The sequence below is a fragment of the Psychrobacter glacincola genome (assembly GCF_904846215.1).
GTDB classification, from domain to species: Bacteria; Pseudomonadota; Gammaproteobacteria; order Pseudomonadales; family Moraxellaceae; genus Psychrobacter; species Psychrobacter glacincola.
Genome location: NZ_CAJGZK010000003.1, coordinates 1 through 18,898, shown reverse-complemented (window position 1 = coordinate 18,898; position 18,898 = coordinate 1). Strand labels below are relative to the sequence as shown.

The window sequence follows — 18,898 nt, the reverse complement described above, 5'->3', positions numbered from 1 at the left end:
CTATAGTGCTGCTGTTATAAATTTTTTGTAGCCTCTGTCTGCATAGGCACAGCAAGCAAGAAAAATTAATATCAGCAGTACTTGATGTATCGATATTACTTTTCTCTGACTATATCTAGCTAAAAAAACTACATTGAAACCATAAAAAGCACCGTTTAATATCTATATTAAGCGGTGCTTTTTATAAAAGAATCCGTGGTTTTTTAGCGAGAATAAAACCTTAAGCAGGAATGGCTCCTTGAGTAGCCAGCCATTGCTGAATATCTTGCGTTTTGGTTGTTAATAATTCTGCATCACCACGGCTTTCAATATTTAATCGAATCAATGGTTCTGTATTTGAGGCACGTAAGTTAAAGCGCCACTCACCAAAGTTGAGACTTAATCCATCAAGGGTAGAATTGATGGGATTTTGAACACTAAATTTCTCTTCAATGGCGCTAATAATCGTTGATGCATCATGGGTGGTTAGATGAAAATTCAGCTCACCTGAGCTTGGATAGGCTTTAATATAACCACTAACCAGTTCGGACAGCGTCTTACCCGTGACGGATAATAATTCAATGGTTAAGAGCCACGGAATCATGCCGCTATCACAGTAGAAAAAATCACGAAAATAGTGATGGGCAGACATCTCGCCGCCGTACACAGCGCCAGAATCGCGCATGACTTGCTTGATAAATGAGTGTCCAGATTTACTGATGACCGCTTTGCCGTTATGCTCAGCTATCACCGCTTCGGTGTTGTATATCACCCGCGGGTCATAGACAATAGACTCGCTTGGATATTTATTTAAAAAGGCTTGTGCGAGCATACCGACGATGTAACTACCATCAATAAAGTTACCCTGTTCATCGAATAAAAAGCAGCGATCGAAATCACCATCAAAAGCAATACCAAGGTTGGCTTTACCCTCTAATACGGCTTGCTGAGTGGCGACTCTATTGGCTTCGATCATAGGATTGGGAATGCCGTTTGGAAAGCTGCCATCAGGGGTGTGATGCAATTTAATCACCTCAATGGGCGCGCCAGCTTGCAAGAGCTTATCAATCAATAAATCGACCACCGGTCCTGCGCTGCCATTACCTGAATTGATGACCAGCTTTAATGGCTTTAATTTATCAATATCGACGAAAGTCATGACATGATTGATATAGGCGCTTTTGTCCGTCAGTAATTGTAGGTTGCCTAACGTACTGTCAGTGATGAATTGCCCTGATTCTGCCAATGCTTGAATCTCTGCTAAACCATCATCAGCGCTTATTGGTTTTGAATGCTCTTTTACCAGTTTTAAGCCATTATAATTGATAGGATTGTGACTGGCAGTGACTTCAATACCGCCCAGCGCCTGATAATGACTGGTAGCAAAATATACCTCTTCCGTCCCCGTCATCCCTAAATCAATGACATCAACACCCGCGTCCAGCATGCCTCTAATAGCTGCTTGTTTTAATTGCTCACTTGAGTGGCGGATATCACTGCCGATAACGACAGCTGGCTTTAAGTTTTCTAGTTCAGCTTTGGCATCAGCTGCGTGATAACGCTGAAATAAAATCTGTGCAAAGGCACGTCCGATACGATAGACAATATCTTCGTCTAGATTGACCCCAAGCTCACCGCGGATATCGTACGCTTTAAATGAATTGATAATAATAGGAGTAAATTCAGTGGCTGGATGATAGCCAATAGTCGCAGAATTGGACATAATAATAAGGTTCCTTGCGCGTGAGCAATGAGAAGATGATTCAGTAGTAACACGATTATAAGTCAATTGCGCATCAATGATACACTAACTGCTCAATTGCTATGAATGTCGCTTTATTCTGTTGCCTAGCAAATTAAAATATACGAGCATCCCTTATGAGCATTATAGAAAAGCAAATCTCTGCACCTACGCCTGTGCAAGGAAAGCCTGCTGCCAGCGGTAAGTTGAACGATTTATTGGCGTTGATGGCGCGGCTGCGTAGCGATTGTCCATGGGATAAAAAACAAAGCAATCACAGTCTTATTCCTTACGCGATTGAAGAGGCTTACGAGCTAGGCGAGGCGGTACAAAGCGATGATGACGAGGATATCAAAGGCGAGCTTGGCGATGTGTTGTTGCAAGTGGTATTCCATTGTCAGCTGTATGCTGAGCAAGGGCGCTTCGATATCAGTGATGTGATTGCTACTTTGCAAGAAAAGCTCATTCGCCGCCATCCGCATGTGTTCGAAGCGGAAACACTGACAGATGAGGCAGCAGTAAAAGCACGCTGGGATGAAATTAAAGTGGAAGAACAGCAAGCCCGCGCAGCACGGGGCAAACCACAGCGTCGTCTAGATAAAACCAAAGCAGGCAGTGCCCTTATGCAGGCGCAAGAGGTACAAAAGCAGGCATCAAAACTGGGTTTTGATGGGGAAGGTGTCAGCGGTGCCTTTGATAAACTCGATGAGGAAATTGCCGAGCTAAAAGATGAGCTGACAGATAAGTCGCCAGAGGAGAGAAAAGCCAATATTGCTGATATTGAAAAAGAGCTTGGTGATTGTATGTTCGCGCTGGTGAATGTGGCACGTAAACTAAACCTCGATGCGGAAACAGCAACTTTGACTTGTGTGCATAAGTTTAAATCGCGTTTTGGCTATATTGAAGAACAACTATCCGCTGCTGGTAAGCGTTTAGAAGACAGTGATATTAATGAGATGGATGCGTTATGGGAAGCGGCAAAACAACATGAACGTGCCTAATAAACAGTTGATTAGGAGGTTACTAATAGGCGTTAGTTGCCTAGCTTTATCACTTAATATCGCCATTAATACAGCGTATGCTGTGCCGTGTTTTGACAATGCCCAAAGTGCTTATAACTATTTATTAACGCAAGAGACAGCGCAGACCCAAGCACGCACGCAGTCAATTATTAACATCAATCGAGCGACAGAGAGTGAACTGACATTGCTGCATGGAATTGGCAGCAGCAAAGCGCAAGCCATTATTTTATATCGTGAGATGTTTGGCAGTTTTAGAACGGTTGATGAATTAACCAAGGTAAAGGGAATTGGCGCAAAAACGGTTGAGAAAAATCGTCGACGTTTAACCGTGCAAGATTAATCCCTGTATTTTGCTTTAATTAACCCCAATATTGACAAATTAGCATGTAAGTAAATGTCTAAATACACCCACCATGGCCAAAATTTGTTAAACTAGCATCTACATCCGCCTGATTGACGCTGTGTTCGTCAGGGTGGTTAAGAATGAAGGCAAGGAGTAGATGCATGGCCGAGCGTGCCGCCAAGCAGTTAGAACTGAATAAATCTGAATTACCCAATTCCATTACCGAAGTCATCGCTACCCTAACCCGAGCTGGGTTTGACGCCTATATCGTCGGTGGTGGCGTGCGTGATACCTTGCTAGGCCTGCGTCCAAAAGATTTTGATGCGGTCACTGATGCCAAGCCTCATGAAATTAAAGACGTCTTTGGTAAGCGCTGCCGTATTATCGGTCGCCGTTTTCAGTTGGCGCATGTGTACTCTGGGCGTGAGCTTATCGAAGTGGCGACCTTTCGTGGTCCACCTACCAATGATTCCAATACCAATCAAGACGGTATGATTTTGCGCGACAATGTTTGGGGCGATATCCAACAAGACTTTGCCCGTCGTGACTTTTCTATCAATGCCCTTTATTATCAACCGCTCAAAGGCGTGGTTCATGATTTTTGCGGTGCGCTTGAAGATATTGATAATAAAATTATTCGCCTGTTAGGCAATGCACCGACTCGTATCGAAGAAGATCCGGTCAGATTGCTGCGTGCCTTGCGTTTCAAAGCAAAATTGGGTTTTGAGTTTGATAGCGAATTAGCCAAGCAATTCCATGATGGCAACTGGTCGCTACTTGAGCAAATCTCTCCGCATCGTCTTTATGATGAAACGCAAAAGATGTTTACTGGTGGTTATTTAGTACCATTATTGCCGTTATTGTTCAAGTCAGGGGCGATTGATAATTTAATTATTTATCCGCCCTCTGAGCCGAGCGCGCTTGTCAAGCAAGTGGCTATTAATACCGACAAGCGTATTGGTGCTGGCAAAAGTATCAATCCAGCATTCTTTTACGCGGCTTTACTGTGGGAAAATTACCTACATCAATTAGAAAAAGCCAAAAAGCGCAATATGCCTTTTGCAGATGCGCAAATGCATGCAGCGGGCAAAGTCATTGATCGTCAACGTATTAAGACTGCCATTCCAAAATTTGCGGAACAGTTTATCCGTGATATCTGGATATTGCAGCCCAAATTAGCTGCGCCGCGTAGCAAACAGATTGTACAGCTCTCTGAACATCCACGTTTTCGTGCCGGTTTTGATTTCTTATTATTACGCGAGCAGTGCGGCGATGCTGAGCATCCGCTTTCTGAATCGACCAATGATATGGGCGAGTGGTGGCAGACCTACCAAACCTTGTCTGAGCAGCAGCAGAATCAAGCGATTGATGACTTTGATGAAAATATCCGCCGCGGTGCTTATAAACAAGGGCAGCGTGGTCGTGGACGCAATCGTCAAAAGCCGCAGAACTCGAATGACAATGCTAAGTTAAGTCAGTTAGATGATGACTATCAAGACAAGTCATTGAATAATGCAAAAACAGCAAGGGTTAATGATGCGTCTAACGTGCCATCACGCCGCCGCCGTGCCAGTCATGCTAACCATACAAGCAAAAATCATAGCGCACAGCAATTGGCACAAGACAATAATGAGCTGGCGCAGTTGCAGCAATTGTCTTTGGCCAGCCGTAATGATGGTAACAATCAGCAGCACACGCCGAAACCTGCCCCACTGTTTGTCATAGAACACGGCAACGTCGTACCGCCTCTTCAAAAGCAGCTTTCTGCTTCAGATAAACCCTTCTCTAAAGTGACGGAAAAAGCGACTCTTCAAAAAGTGCTTGAGCAAGAAACTGTTGGCGAAAAGCTAACAGCTGACAATAAATCACAGTCGCAAGAAAAATCGGCTAATAAAACAAATGACTTAAGCAATAGATCGCATGCACAAAAGGCATCAGTTGCTACTCATGCATCTTCAACTAATGCGCGCAGCCCCGCTTATGCAGAGCGCAACGTCGCGCAGTCACCAGCACTTGTTAGTATGAATAATGAGCCGATACCGCACAAGCGCCGTCGTCGTCAGCCTACTGAGGCTGAAAATACTGAGACTAAAAATACTGGTACTGTAGCAAAAGCTAGTGGTGCCAAAAAAGTAGTGTCGATAGACAGTAATAATAGTGAGAAAGCAGCTGATAAGTACGCAAAAAAATCGCCCAAGCCAGTTGATAATTCTACTGATAACGCCATTGCTAAAGCGCCGAAACCTGTTAAGGCATCAAGCGATAAGCCTTTTACAGCCAAAAGAGATGCTAATAGTCAAAGTACTAACAATCAAAGTGCTAACAATCAAAGTGCTACCGGACATATAGATGCTAATAAGACAGTTAACAGTAATATGAATGCCAATAAAGGCCCTGTACCGTCGAAACGTCGCCGTCGTCAGCCAAGTACTGATGACCTCTAATACGGGTAATGGCTAAAAAGGTCCAATGATAGCGATGAATATGAGCCTTAATGACATTTATAATAATGCGGACAATAGTACTGATATGAATGCGCTCCCTTGGGTTACTTGCTATGTTGGCTTGGGTAGCAATCTGGCAAATGAGCTTGGGGCGCCTATTGAGCATTTACAGCATGCGTTTGAGGTGCTGCAAGAAGAAGAAAAAATACGCATAGCGCGTATTTCTTCATTTTATGCGTCCGTGCCAATGGGACCACAAGATCAGCCAGATTTCGTGAACGCCGTTGCTAGTTTTGAAACCATCTTAACGCCGTTTGAGCTGCTCACTTTTTGCCAACAATTAGAGCAGCAAGCAAAACGCGCTCGCCTTCGTCATTGGGGTGAGCGTAGCCTTGATGTGGATATATTATTGTATGGCGATGAGCAGATTATCGAGCCGCAGTTAACGATACCGCATGCCGGCTTACATGAGCGTAATTTTGTTTTGATACCATTGCAAGAGTTGGCGCCAGAGCTAATCATTGCCGGTAAGTCAATAGCAGATTATCCACATAGTCGTGATTGGACAGGCTTAAAGTTACTATCAAATGATGAGCTAAGCTGTAATCAAATATAAACAAGCTATTCGTCCAAGCTATTGATGCTTGACGAACAGTTAAAAGCATTGTAATCAAAAACATTGTAGTCAAAAACATTGTAGTTAAAAGCATTGAGGGTGATATGACAACGTTATCTACTTTAAATAAGTTTAAGAAAGACGGTACCAAATTTACGTGTCTAACCTGTTATGATGCCATGTTTGCGCGCATGATGGAAAAAGCGCAAATTGATACGATTTTAATCGGTGATAGCTTGGGCATGGTGGTTCAGGGCCATGATTCAACCTTGCCCGTTACTGTCGATGATATGGCTTACCACACTGCCAATGTCGCCCGTAGTAATAAGCAGGCGCTTATTTTAGCGGACTTACCCTTTATGAGCTATGTGACGCTACCGGAAGCTATTGCTAATAGCCGCAAGCTGATGCAAGCAGGCGCGCATGTGATTAAGATTGAGGGCGGTAGTGAGCTTTGCGATTTGGTCACAACATTGGCGCAAGCAGGTACGCCAACCTGTGTGCATTTAGGATTAACGCCGCAGTCGGTCAATGTCTTTGGCGGTTATAAAGTCCAAGGTCGCGGCGATGAAGCGGGTCAAAAACTACTCGATGACGCAAAAGCTGTGGTTAATGCCGGTGCGGCGCTTTTGGTACTAGAATGTGTGCCTGCTGCGCTTGCTAAAGCCGTAACAGAAGCCGTTGCTGTGCCCGTGATAGGCATTGGGGCAGGCGCTGATACCGACGGTCAAGTATTGGTCATGCACGATATGCTCGGTATGGTTCATGGTCGCGCGCCACGTTTTGTTCATGATTTTCTGACTGATGAGCGCAATACTGAGCATAGTATCGAAGGCGCATTTGCCCTGTATCAGCAGTCAGTAAAAGAAGGTAGCTTCCCAAAAGAGCAGCACCAGTTTAGTTAAGCAAATATAACATTTTAGTATTCATGTTTATCAGTAAAAGAGCCGTTAATCATGCCAATGATTCATCATCATATCTCAGCGTTGCGAGCTGCTATACAGCCTTATCGTGCAGCGCAACGTATTGCGTTAGTACCGACGATGGGCAATCTACATGATGGTCATCTTGAGCTGGTAAACATTGCCAAACAACATGCCGATATCGTCGTGGTCAGTATTTTTGTCAATCCAACTCAGTTTGGCGTTGGTGAAGACTTTGATAGCTACCCACGTACGTTGGATGAAGATGTGGCAAAGCTAGCTACTGTTGGTGCTGATTATGTTTTTGCCCCAAATATTGACGAGATGTATCCGGTATTACCACCCCCGACGACTGTCCGAGCTGGGGCTATTACTGAGCAGCTATGTGGCAAAACTCGACCTACCCACTTTGATGGTGTCGGTATCGTCGTCTCCAAGTTATTTAATATCGTCCAGCCGAATGTGGCTATATTTGGGCAAAAGGATTATCAGCAATTGGCTATCATCAAGCAGTTGGTACGTGATTTGAGCTATTCAATTGAGATTATTGGCGCGCCTATCGTTCGTGCGGCGGATGGCTTGGCATTGTCATCACGCAATCAGTATTTAAGCGAGTCTGAGCGCCAAACAGCGCCTATCTTACAGCAAGAATTGCAGTATTTAGCCAAACGGATTGGTGGCAATCATCAGCCATTAGATGTGCTTTTGGCAGCATCTCGGCAGCGTATTACCAGCGCCGGTTTTGTTATCGATTATCTAGACATAAAAACGGCTCAGCTCGATTCTTTAAAGACAGATGGGTCATCGGTAAATTTCAATGAAAATCAGCAGGATTTGGTTATCTTAGTGGCAGCATGGTTAGGGCGTGCGCGCTTACTCGACAATCAGTTGGTGACGGCTAATACGGTGTGATGACACTGTGATTTGCGGGAAGCAATTTATAAGGATGACGGAACATGAAAGTCAATCAAGATACTCATAATGCTCAATCAAAGCTTATAGATTCTAACAAATCCGTTGGTGATAGATTGAGTATATTGGTGGTGTCAGGACGTTCAGGCTCAGGGAAAACCTCGGTATTAAATATCCTTGAAGACTTGGGTTTTTATTCTATTGATAACTTGCCTTTGTCTCTGGTGCCTGAAGCGGCGCAAAAGCTGGTCTGTGATAGTGGCATTAAGCGTATTGCTCTTGGGGTTGATATTCGTACGCCGCGTGCAGATTTATCCAACTTTGCCGCCATTCATGATAGTTTGAAGCAGACCTATGGCGATGCGGCTGTCACGGTGATGTATGTGACGGCGCAAGACGAAACGCTGGTTGCACGCTTTAATGCCACCCGCCGTATCCATCCGTTGATGGTGTTAGATACCAAAGGCGTAGGAAATACGGCGTATAATCTACCAGCAGCAATTGAAAAAGAAATCCAGCTTTTACAGCCGATATTAAAGCATGCCGATATCAAGATAGATACCAGTATGCTGAATATCCATCAGCTCAAAGAGCGTCTGCGCGATTATGTTGGCGTGGACAATCAGATCGTGATTAACCTATTATCGTTTGGCTTTAAATACGGCAGTCCCATCGATGCAGACTTTGTCTTTGATGTCAGGATTTTACCCAATCCGCATTGGAATCCCACACTGCGCGCAGCAACTGGTCTTGATGCTGAAGTGGGTGAGTTTTTTGCGGATTATCCAGAGGTCGCTGAGATGACAGGAGATATCGCTACGTTCCTTAATCGCTGGTTACCTGATTTTTTACATAACAATCGTCATACGGTAACGGTTGCTATTGGCTGTACGGGCGGTAAGCATCGCTCGGTATTTATCACCAAACACCTTCAAGATAGGTTGCAAGATAGCTTGCCAGAAGGCTTAATTGTTACGGGCAAACACCGTGAAAAACATCGCTGGTAGAAAGTCAAAACACCCTTATATTTATTATTTATTTTCTGAAAATGGAAAGCTTTTATGATTGACTGGTCAGAAGAAGATATGCGCGTATCGCGCACAGAGCTCAAAAAAGCTCATGAGCGCTTGCAACAGTTGTCAATACCGCTTGCCAACTTATCAAAAAAACAACTTAAAGCCTTACCTGCCAGTGATTATTTTATGGCGGAATTGATGGCGCTTGCCGATATCACTAGCGCCAATGCGCGTAATCGTCAGACCAAGCGCGTTGGCAAGCTTATGATTGAAGAAAATCGCCATGAGCTGATAAAAGCATTGTTTGATGCCTATTTTCCGAAGGAGCAGGTGTCTAAAATTGAGAGTTGGCATGAGCGCTTAAACATTAACGATGAAGGCACACTCAAGCAGTTCGTTAAACAATATCAAGCCTCTGAGCAGCATAGTATGTATCAGCTATTGCTCTGGATTGAGTATGCTAAGCATACAAACGATGAGGAGCTGATGGCGGAATCTAAAGCTGACCTTGCCAGTTATATACGTGAAGTCGCTATTTTGACGAATCTAAAAAAATAGTGATGAGAAATATAGGGAAGCAAATTTGGTTTAGCCGCTACCTATAAAATACAAAAGATAGAATGCTAAAACACAAAAAAGCCAATCGTTAATGATTGGCTTTTTTAGTTTACGACATAGCGCTGTTACGCTTGATTAAAAATACTGTTATTTCTTTTCAGCACGTACTTTATCAACTAGGAAGTCAACTACTTTAGGTACGGTAGCACTTTCACCGGTTACCACGTATTTGCCTTGTACAACAACAGCTGGCACACCTGATAACTGATAACGCTTAGCACCTGCTTGTGAGCGACCGATTTTGGTACCGACCGCAAAAGAGTTATAAAGGCTATTAAATTTCTTCTCGTTCACGCCTTTTGAGGCATACCATTTGCTTAATGAAGACTGGTCAAACAATTGCTTACCATTTTTGTGTACGGCATCAAATAAAGCGTCATGGGTCTTGTCTTCAAAACCCAGTAATTGCGCGGCATAAAAACCACGGGCGCTGGCTTCCCACACAGGATTTAGCGCTGCTGGGGTTTTAAAGAAGGCCACATCTTTGTCTTTGGTTTTTGCCCATTTTTCCATATGTGGATTGAGGACGTTACAAGACGGGCAGCCATACCAAAAGAATTCACGCACAATGATAGCATCACCGTTGATTTTTTCTGGGTTGTCTAGCACGCGGTAGTCTTTTCCTGCGACATAATTGGCGGCTTGTGCGCCCATATTGGCAAACCCAATAGCACAAGCCAAACCAGTCAATGCGATGATACGTTTCATACTTTTTCCTTGAAATAGCGATATTCAGAAGTTTGCTTTGATAGTCATAGCTTTAATGGCCATATAAATGCCAAAGCAAATAAGCAATGACAAAATCAATAGACGACGATAGGTCGACTGAGTCGACCTACCATAGAATAGCAACTATAATAGCGTAAAATGCGACTATTTGTGAACCCGATTCTTAACTAATGGTTGTAATGCTGTCAGTCATTATTTAAGGTATCTTACTTATAGCGTGTTATTTGATTTTTTATTAAAATTTAAAGCATCAATAGAGCAGTTCACAATCAGTGACGATGTACTTACGACAGCTTTGCGGCTCTCATGTTAATATTAAGTCTTTAGTCACACACTATAACAATAAAGGAAAAACTATGAGCCAAGCTTTATCTTCTGAGCAGCCTTTGCATACTGAATTGAATGACGATGTCATCGATAATACTTTCAATGATACTGCTATCAATGTCGATCCAAGCGAAGTAGAAAAATTTAATAAACTGGCGAGTGAATGGTGGAGTCAGACTGGCGCATTTGCAACCTTACACCAAATCAATCCATTACGTCTTAATTGGATCGAAGAGAACGTCAAGCAAGGTTACCAAAGCAATGAGCTCAATAAAACAGCGGATATGGGATTAGCCGGTAAAAAAGTACTAGACGTAGGCTGCGGTGGCGGTATACTTTCAGAGTCAATAGCACGTCGCGGTGCGGATGTAACGGGTATTGATTTGGGCACAGAAAACTTAAAAGCCGCGAGTCTTCATGCCGAACAAAGCGATCTTAGTGCGACATTACGTTATCAGCATATTCCTATCGAGACGCTAGCAGCGACTCACGCCGGTCAGTTCGATGTAATTACCTGTATGGAGATGTTGGAACACGTCCCTGATCCAAGTGCCATTGTCCAAGCGTGCTACCAACTACTGGCACCCGGCGGTGTTTGCGTGCTCTCTACTATCAATCGCAACCCCAAATCATATCTATTTGCCATTGTTGGAGCAGAATATGTCTTGCGCTTGTTAGATCGAGGTACTCATGACTATGCCAAATTTATTACCCCTGCTGAATTGGACAAAATGACCATCGACGTTGGCTTTGAGCGACAGGATATCATCGGGCTACATTACAATCCGTTGACCAAGCGCTATTGGCTTGCACAGAACGTTGATGTCAATTATATGCTAGCGGTAAAAAAGCCAAAAATGTGATGAGCTGACCGATGCTTATGATCCTAGGCTATTTCACCATAAACGTTATCCCTGTTAAGAGCATTTACTATGAGCCAATTCGTCAAAGCGGTCTTGTTCGATCTCGATGGTACTTTAATTGATACTGCTGCAGACTTCGTTCGCATCATCGGCAAAATGAGTCGCCAAAACGACTGGCAAGCACCGGAAGAAGAGGCTATTCGAGAACAAGTATCGTCTGGCGCGTCGGCTATGGTAAAACTGATGTTACAACGTAATAATCAGCATGAAATCAGCGATGCAGAGTTACATGACTTCCGTCAACAATTCTTAGATGAGTACGAAGCTGATATTTGTGTGGATAGTTGTGTCTTTGAAGCTCTCGAAGACGTATTAAGTACACTGGAAAAAAAAGACGTACCTTGGGGTATCGTCACCAATAAACCGCGCTACCTTGCTGAGCAGCTATTAGATAAAATGCAATTGAGGGAACGCTGTGCGGCGTTAGTCTGTCCTGAAGACGTCTCGCGTCCTAAACCTGACCCAGAACCGATGTACATGGCATTAGAGAAACTTAGCATACCGCGCGGTGCAGCAGGTAGTGTCCTGTACGTTGGGGATCATATTCGTGATATCGAAGCCGGTAATGCCGCTGGCATGCCAACTATTTTGGCAGCTTATGGCTATATCCCTCCTGAAGATCAAAAGAATCTTAAGAAATGGGGGGCAAATTATATTGTAGAGACGCCAAAGCAATTAAATGAGCTGCTATTAACGTCAGGCAAGTTCGAGTATTTATAACGTGAGAGAGGTCAGATGTCCTCTAATAATTACCTAGTGAGTAGTGAGCCTTTTCATGAATGACTCTAGTAAGCCCTTGGATAAGCAATCAAATCAGCAATCAACTCAGCAATCAGTGATGGAGAGCCATAGCTCTGCATTAAGTCATGAGGATATCCGTCATTTTGTGCCTACCGCAGGCTGTCTAAATGACAAGGTTATATTAGTTACCGGTGCAGGAGAAGGTATAGGGCGTGTCGCAGCATTGACCTATGCTCGTTATGGCGCTACGGTGCTCCTGTTAGGACGAACGGCGAGTAAGCTTGAGTCGGTCTATGATGAGATCGAGCAAATGGGCGGTAGACAACCAGCGATGCTACCGATGAACTTAGAAGGAGCTTCTTACGCTGAAATGCAGCAATTAGAAGGGCTCATTAATAAAGAGGTCGGTCAACTCGATGGTATTTTGCATAATGCAGGCATGTTAGGGTCATTGACCCCACTTGAGATGTACGATATTGATATTTTTGCTCAAGTGATGAAAGTGAACTTTACCGCAACGTTTATGTTGACCCAAGCGCTGTTGCCTTTACTCAAAGATGCCAATCAGGGTTCTATCGTATTTACTTCTAGTAGTGTAGGGACTCATCCTCGCGCCTTTTGGGGGGCTTACGCCTTATCAAAACAAGCGGTAGAAGGCATGAGTGATATCTTTACTCAAGAAACGCAAAATACCACCCGTTTACGCTTCAATTGCATTAATCCTGGTGGCACACGTACCAATATGCGTGCTCATGCTTATCCAGGAGAAAATCCCATGAGTTTAAAAACGCCGGAAGACATCATGTCAGCCTACGTCTGCTTGATGAGTAACGAAAGTATTGGTGTACGCGGGCAAGTGGTTGAGCTACAGCCAAAAGATTAAGAGGTGTTACTTAAACTTGCATGAATACAAAGCGTAAAAGTAATTTGGGTAGCTATAGTTGATACTAAATGAAATAGATGCGTCGTACTAGGATGCGAAACTGGTATAAATTTTCTTTAGTTGCTTGATGTGCTAATAGAAGCTACAAAAATATATACCAACAGCAAGATATCTGTTTTATAGTAAATACGACTCTGTTTTTTGTCAAAACTACCAATGATTTTTACTTAGGATAATACTTATGAATAAGTCCATTGCTGCTGCATGTGTGCTGCTAAGTTGTACTTCAGCTTTTGCGCAAACCACGCTTTTTGATCCTTCCATCGAGCACAATCCTCAGGATGGTGTCATAAAGCTGTATGGAGCAGGTGGCCCACATACCGCTTTAAGAAAAGTGGCAGATGTCTGGGAAAAGCAAGGTGGTACCAAGGTAGAATTAATAGCAGGACCTGAAGACAAATGGTCGGCTGACGCTCAAGCTGATGCCGATGCTCTGTGGGGAACTTCTGAGCAATCAATGACTGCATTTCTTGAGACATACGAAACTTTTGATCATGAAAAAGTTGAACCCATTTATATCCGACCAGCAATCATAGCTGTACAAAAAGGAAATCCTAAAAATATACGTAGCTTTGATGATTTATTAGCTAAGGGGATTAAAATAGTTGTGACCGAAGGTAAAGGAACATATAACACTTCGGGTACTGGAGTTTGGGAGGATCTCGCAGGACGCAAAGGAAGCTTAAACGATATTGCTCGTTTTCGAGATAATATAGTAGCGTATTCTTTAGGATCTGGAGCCAGTTTTAAAGCATTTAAAGATGAAAAAGCAGATGCTTGGATAACTTGGCCGAATTGGCCGCTTAATAATTCCAAAGATATGGACATGGTTAGTATAGATAAGGATCGAGCTATCTGGCGTGATTTAAACATCGTTGTATCACCAAAAGCTGATCCTCAAACAAAAGATTTTCTTAACTTTTTAATCACTAAAAAAGGACAAAAAATCATGAAAACAGAAGGGTGGCAACGCTGAGTAGAAGGTTTTAGGCATACACTCTTAAAAAGTAAATACCCTAAATATAATTCTCACTAATCGTTCAAACACATTTGTTATTTGCATATTGTAATTAGCAATAACCACCCCATCTATTTGTTATTAAAGAATTTATCTATAAAGCAATGATCATTAAAAAATAAATAGGATAAGATTATGGCAGGTGGATGGTCAAGAGATGGCGCTGAACATGAGCAAATGGATGCAACCGTCAATGATGCGTTGGAACGAGCGCGGCGTGCGTTACCGACAGGCAAAAGTGCCGAATTTTGTGATGAGTGTGGCAAGCCCATTGCAGAAGCAAGACGAGTCGCTGTTCCTGGAGTACAGCATTGCGTTGGCTGTGCTACAGAGCTTGAACAAGAGGCGAGAGCGACTGAACTGTTTAATCGGCGAGGCAGCAAAGACAGCCAATTACGTTGATTTCAGACCTTAAATATAGCGAATTACTCATAAAAGTAGGCATAAGGCAAATAAAAAACCCTGCACATAATGGCAGGGTTTTTTTATAGCATTGAATAGTATCAAGTGCTATTCACTTTTTAACGCTTCGACTTCGGCTTCATCAGGAACGAAGACGTAGCCCACACCCCATACCGTTTGAATATAACGCGCTTGTGAAGGATTGTCTTCAATCAACCGACGTAGCCGCGATACTTGGACGTCGATAGAACGCTCCATCGCTCCCCATTCGCGACCACGCGCTAGATTCATCAATTTATCACGAGTAAGTGGCTCGCGAGGATGCTGAACCAACGCTTTCAATACCGAAAACTCTCCTGTCGTCAACGTGACTACATTGCCATCGCGCTTGAGCGTGCGAGTGGATAAATCAAGCATCCAAGGACCAAATTCGACGACTTCGAGCTGATGGCTTGGGGCACCCGGTAGCTCGCGATTTTGACGTCTTAATACTGCTTTGATACGAGCTAAAAGCTCCTTTGGATTAAAAGGCTTGGGCAAATAATCATCAGCGCCTGCTTCAAGTCCAGCGATACGGTCTGCATCACCTCCTTTAGCCGTCAGCATAATAATTGGGATGTCACTATTATCTTCGCGCAGACGTTTACAAATACTGATGCCATCCTCCCCTGGTAACATCAAATCTAGCACGATGAGTGAAAACAGCTCACGCTGCATCAGCTTGTCCATTTGACTGCCATCATGAGCAGTACGAACCACAAAACCATCATCTTCTAGGAAGCGTTGCAACAACGAACGCAGCCGAGCATCATCATCGACAACCAAAATACGTTGTGTCATGGTATCGGGGCTAGTATTGTCTGTCATTTTAGGGTCCTTTTATAAGCATTATTATTGTTAAACAGAGAGGTCTTTATTTAAAACTGGTGTGGCTAGGGTATGAAGCCAAATCTTTGCAATATTAATCAAACAAATGGGTATCTCATAACGTAGTATTTAGGGACTAAAGCCCTACGGATACTTTAGTGTATAAGATTGCACACCCAATTGCATCTCTCATAGACAGTAATGCTGTATGCGTTTGTTTAACGAGATTTTTAGATAGGATAAAGCGAAGGATTTTGCAGATAAAATAGACAAAAATTAACGAAAAGATAAAAAGGATTTTTATTCATGCAGCTTTTGCTATAATGCCAATCTACATTTCTCAACGATTGATACGTATATGAGTAGCACTGATAGCTTAACGTCATCGCAAGCCTCAACAAATGCACAGGTCTTGGATGCAACCACACACGCGAATATTCACGACAAATTGGCTCGCGCGCTTGGCATTAAGACGGCTCAAGTTAACGCATTTGTCAAACTTTATGATGAAGGTGCGACCGTGCCATTTATTGCGCGTTATCGTAAAGAGAAGACCCAGAATCTCGACGATGCCCAATTGCGTGCTTTAGAGAAGTCGCTCAATTATGAACGTGATATGGCGACACGTCGTCTCAAAATCACTGAGTTGCTAAGTACACAAGGCAATTTAACGGACGAGTTACAGACGCGCATCGATAATGCGACGTCCAAGCTTGAGCTTGAAGACATCTATTTACCTTATCGTCCACGTCGGCGTTCACTAGCAGCCAAAGCTCGCGCAGCAGGCCTTGATACGGCCGCCCAAGCTGTGTTGATGCAAGAAGTCACCCCAACCGAAGCGCTAGCTGATTATCAAGCGATCTCCAGTATTACTGATGATAGTGGTAATGAGATAGAGGTTGATTTTAGCGATATCGAGAAGCAATTGGCTGGCGTACAAGCCATTATCGTAGATGAGTGGACGCAAGCATTAGATTTGTTAGACCATTTACGTAGTAGTTTTGCCAAAACAGCTAGCATCGTATCGAGCGTTGCCAGTGAAGAAAAGCGTGAAGTCGGTGAAAAGTTCAAAGATTACTTTGAGCATAGCGAAAGCCTTGCGCGCTTGCCGAATCATCGCTTATTAGCGATGCTACGTGGTCGTCAAGAAAACGTCTTGGGTCTAAAAATTGAAGGCGAAGATACGCCCTTTATTGAAAGAATTACTAAGCATTTTGAGATTGATGCTAAAGCGCCAACCGAGCGTCAAGCGTTTTTGGTAGAAGCGGCGAGCAGCTTATGGAAAGACAAATGGCGTCCGCATATCGAGCATCGTTTATTGACTGAAAAGCGTCTCACTGCAGAAGCGGCTGCGATCGATGTGTTTGCTAATAACTTGCAGCACTTATTGATGTCAGCGCCTGCTGGTCGCAAAGTCATTTTAGGTGTTGATCCTGGTATCCGTCACGGCGTAAAAATGGCGATTATTGATGCCCAAGGTCATGTGATGTTAGATGGCGAAGACAAGCCTGTTATCGCCACGGTCTATCCTTTTGCCCCTGACAATAAAATGCAAGAAGCAAAAACGGTTATCGATGAGCTTTTAAGCACTTATCACGTCGATTTGGTCGCTATCGGTAATGGTACAGCGAGCCGTGAAACAGACGCGATGATTAAAGAGATTTTAGCTGCAAATGAAGCATTAACAGCCAAAGCCGTCATCGTGAATGAATCTGGTGCGTCAGTCTATTCGGCCAGTGAGCTTGCCACTGATGAGCTTGGCAATTTAGATGTCTCTGTACGCGGGGCAGTATCTATCGCGCGTCGTTTGCAAGATCCATTGTCAGAGCTGGTTAAAGTTGATCCAAAAGCCATTGGTGTTGGTCAATATCAGCATGATGTCAATCAAACCCAGTTGGCAGACAGCCTAGGTAAAGTCACGCAAGACAGCGTGAACGCTGTTGGTGTTGATGTAAATACGGCAAGCCCCGCTATCTTGGCGCACATTGCTGGCTTGAATAAAAATGTCGCTCAGCAAATCGTCACCTATCGTAAAGAACATGGGGCTTTTGATAGTCGCGAGTCATTGAAAAATGTCCCTCGCTTAGGTGCAAAGACCTTTGAGCAAGCCGCCGGTTTCTTACGTATACATGACGGCAGTAATCCACTTGATGCGACCGGTGTACATCCAGAAAGCTATGCGCTGGTTGATAGCTTGCTTGCCCAAACAGGTAAAGCCTTGCCAGAAGTTATCGGTAACGATGGTGTATTAAATAGCATTGATACCACGGCGCTAGCTGCTAATGACGAAAATGTCAGCGTAAAAGCGATTTTAGATGAGCTTGCCAAGCCCGCTCGTGACCCGCGTCCTGAGTTTAAGACAGCTAACTTCCGTGATGATGTGAACAGCATTAAAGATCTAAGTGAAGGCATGATATTAGAAGGGGTCGTCACCAACGTGACCGCCTTTGGTTGTTTCATCGATGTTGGCGTTCATCAAGATGGTCTGGTTCATATCTCGCAAATGGCCAATGACTTTGTCGCAGACCCGATGAACCGTGTTAAGCCCGGCGACATCGTCTCAGTCCGTATCATCTCTATTGACGAAAAACGTGGGCGTATTGGTTTTAGTATGAAACCTGAAGCCGAAAAGTCAGCACGTCCAGCAGCGAAACCTGCGCCGGCGAATGTGACTAGTAATCATGATAAGACCAGTCGTCCACGCAGCAATAGACCAGCTGGCGATAAGCGTCCATCTAAGCCTAAGCGTCAGCCTAATAGCAGTGATAACAGCGACAGTCGCAGCAAGGCGCCACGCGCAGAGCAAGCAGAAGCTCCTAGCAAAATGGGTACCTTTGGCGCGCTATTGCAAGAAGCAGGTGTGACTAAAGCTAAGAAGTAACTGTTTTTAGAAACGGTTATTTTTTCGAAAATATAAAAAAGGCAGCCATTAGGCTGCCTTTTTTTGCACGATATACAGATTGACTGTATTTTTTAATAACTATAGTCAATGAAAAATAGGGGCTGTATAGAATTGGGGATTAGTTGAAAAAAATAAGCAACGCCTTACACTCTTGTTTACCACAACAAAGAGAAAAGGCGTCACTTATGGCTCGTACCATGCTCACTGATGAACAATGGCAAAAGCTGTCTGATATATTGCGACAAATCAACATATATAACAAGCCCAATCTAAGACGAACAGTCGAAGCAATGTTGTACCGTATACGTGTTGGCTGTCCATGGCGCGACCTACCGCCCTGCTTTGGCAAGTGGTCTACCGTATACCATCAATATCGCTATTGGCGTAAAACCGGTAAATGGCAGCAACTGATGTCAATAGTAACAGCGGACT

Annotated in this window: 18 protein-coding genes; 15 read left to right on the top strand and 3 right to left on the bottom strand. The window is 43.7% G+C overall.

The window, feature by feature from the left end:
- Positions 1 to 220: 220 nt before the first annotated feature.
- Positions 221 to 1,702, bottom strand: coding sequence for a phosphohexomutase domain-containing protein (locus tag JMW90_RS02405; protein ID WP_227691835.1), 1,482 nt, complete (start codon positions 1,700 to 1,702; stop codon positions 221 to 223).
- 155 nt (positions 1,703 to 1,857) lie between these two features.
- Between JMW90_RS02405 and mazG the strand changes: the two genes are divergently transcribed.
- The 8 genes from mazG to yjgA all read left to right on the top strand — a co-directional run bounded on the left by mazG (position 1,858) and on the right by yjgA (position 9,554).
- Positions 1,858 to 2,721 (top strand): nucleoside triphosphate pyrophosphohydrolase, encoded by an 864-nt coding sequence (mazG, locus tag JMW90_RS02400; protein ID WP_201561505.1) that lies wholly within the window; start codon positions 1,858 to 1,860, stop codon positions 2,719 to 2,721.
- Positions 2,708 to 3,082 carry a ComEA family DNA-binding protein gene (locus tag JMW90_RS02395; protein WP_201561504.1) on the top strand — a complete coding sequence of 125 codons (375 nt, stop codon included), beginning with the start codon at positions 2,708 to 2,710 and terminating at the stop codon, positions 3,080 to 3,082. Before mazG ends, JMW90_RS02395 begins: the two co-directional genes overlap by 14 nt.
- 164 nt (positions 3,083 to 3,246) lie before the next feature.
- Positions 3,247 to 5,529, top strand: coding sequence for a polynucleotide adenylyltransferase PcnB (pcnB, locus tag JMW90_RS02390; protein ID WP_201561503.1), 2,283 nt, complete (start codon positions 3,247 to 3,249; stop codon positions 5,527 to 5,529).
- Between the two features lie 85 nt (positions 5,530 to 5,614).
- Complete coding sequence (gene folK / locus JMW90_RS02385) at positions 5,615 to 6,145, top strand: 2-amino-4-hydroxy-6-hydroxymethyldihydropteridine diphosphokinase (protein ID WP_227691844.1); 531 nt, start codon at positions 5,615 to 5,617, stop codon at positions 6,143 to 6,145.
- Positions 6,146 to 6,249: 104 nt separating this feature from the next.
- Complete coding sequence (panB, locus tag JMW90_RS02380; RefSeq protein ID WP_201561501.1) at positions 6,250 to 7,050, top strand: 3-methyl-2-oxobutanoate hydroxymethyltransferase; 801 nt, start codon at positions 6,250 to 6,252, stop codon at positions 7,048 to 7,050.
- A gap of 51 nt (positions 7,051 to 7,101) precedes the next feature.
- Positions 7,102 to 7,980 (top strand): pantoate--beta-alanine ligase, encoded by an 879-nt coding sequence (panC, locus tag JMW90_RS02375; RefSeq protein WP_201561500.1) that lies wholly within the window; start codon positions 7,102 to 7,104, stop codon positions 7,978 to 7,980.
- A 44-nt stretch (positions 7,981 to 8,024) separates the two neighbouring features.
- Positions 8,025 to 8,987 carry an RNase adapter RapZ gene (rapZ, locus tag JMW90_RS02370; RefSeq protein WP_201561499.1) on the top strand — a complete coding sequence of 321 codons (963 nt, stop codon included), beginning with the start codon at positions 8,025 to 8,027 and terminating at the stop codon, positions 8,985 to 8,987.
- Positions 8,988 to 9,041: 54 nt separating this feature from the next.
- Complete coding sequence (gene yjgA / locus JMW90_RS02365) at positions 9,042 to 9,554, top strand: ribosome biogenesis factor YjgA (RefSeq protein WP_201561498.1); 513 nt, start codon at positions 9,042 to 9,044, stop codon at positions 9,552 to 9,554.
- Between the two features lie 147 nt (positions 9,555 to 9,701).
- Here the strand turns inward: yjgA and JMW90_RS02360 are convergent, their stop codons facing one another.
- Entirely contained in the window at positions 9,702 to 10,322 is a 621-nt protein-coding gene (locus JMW90_RS02360) for a thiol:disulfide interchange protein DsbA/DsbL (protein ID WP_201561497.1), read from the bottom strand.
- Positions 10,323 to 10,699: 377 nt separating this feature from the next.
- Between JMW90_RS02360 and ubiG the strand changes: the two genes are divergently transcribed.
- The 5 genes from ubiG (at position 10,700) to JMW90_RS02335 (ending at position 14,697) form a co-directional block, all read left to right on the top strand.
- Positions 10,700 to 11,533, top strand: a complete 834-nt coding sequence (gene ubiG / locus JMW90_RS02355) for a bifunctional 2-polyprenyl-6-hydroxyphenol methylase/3-demethylubiquinol 3-O-methyltransferase UbiG (RefSeq protein ID WP_201561496.1) — start codon at positions 10,700 to 10,702, stop codon at positions 11,531 to 11,533.
- A gap of 69 nt (positions 11,534 to 11,602) precedes the next feature.
- Positions 11,603 to 12,313 carry an HAD family hydrolase gene (locus tag JMW90_RS02350; protein WP_201561495.1) on the top strand — a complete coding sequence of 237 codons (711 nt, stop codon included), beginning with the start codon at positions 11,603 to 11,605 and terminating at the stop codon, positions 12,311 to 12,313.
- Between the two features lie 118 nt (positions 12,314 to 12,431).
- Positions 12,432 to 13,217 carry a YciK family oxidoreductase gene (locus tag JMW90_RS02345; protein WP_227691843.1) on the top strand — a complete coding sequence of 262 codons (786 nt, stop codon included), beginning with the start codon at positions 12,432 to 12,434 and terminating at the stop codon, positions 13,215 to 13,217.
- Between the two features lie 241 nt (positions 13,218 to 13,458).
- Entirely contained in the window at positions 13,459 to 14,253 is a 795-nt protein-coding gene (locus tag JMW90_RS02340; protein WP_025651116.1) for a substrate-binding domain-containing protein, read from the top strand.
- A 177-nt stretch (positions 14,254 to 14,430) separates the two neighbouring features.
- Positions 14,431 to 14,697, top strand: a complete 267-nt coding sequence (locus tag JMW90_RS02335) for a DksA/TraR family C4-type zinc finger protein (protein WP_201561493.1) — start codon at positions 14,431 to 14,433, stop codon at positions 14,695 to 14,697.
- A gap of 108 nt (positions 14,698 to 14,805) precedes the next feature.
- On the opposite strand, the gene ompR is transcribed toward JMW90_RS02335, so the two are convergent.
- Complete coding sequence (gene ompR, locus JMW90_RS02330) at positions 14,806 to 15,564, bottom strand: osmolarity response regulator transcription factor OmpR (protein ID WP_227691834.1); 759 nt, start codon at positions 15,562 to 15,564, stop codon at positions 14,806 to 14,808.
- Between the two features lie 358 nt (positions 15,565 to 15,922).
- On the opposite strand from ompR, the gene JMW90_RS02325 reads away from it, so the two are divergent.
- Both JMW90_RS02325 and JMW90_RS02320 read left to right on the top strand, forming a co-directional pair.
- The gene (locus tag JMW90_RS02325) at positions 15,923 to 18,445 is read left to right on the top strand and encodes a Tex family protein (RefSeq protein ID WP_201561492.1); all 2,523 of its coding nucleotides are present in this window, start codon (positions 15,923 to 15,925) and stop codon (positions 18,443 to 18,445) included.
- Between the two features lie 206 nt (positions 18,446 to 18,651).
- Positions 18,652 to 18,898, top strand: a 247-nt coding sequence (locus JMW90_RS02320) for a transposase (protein ID WP_201561491.1), incomplete at its 3' end; no start/stop codon positions are given.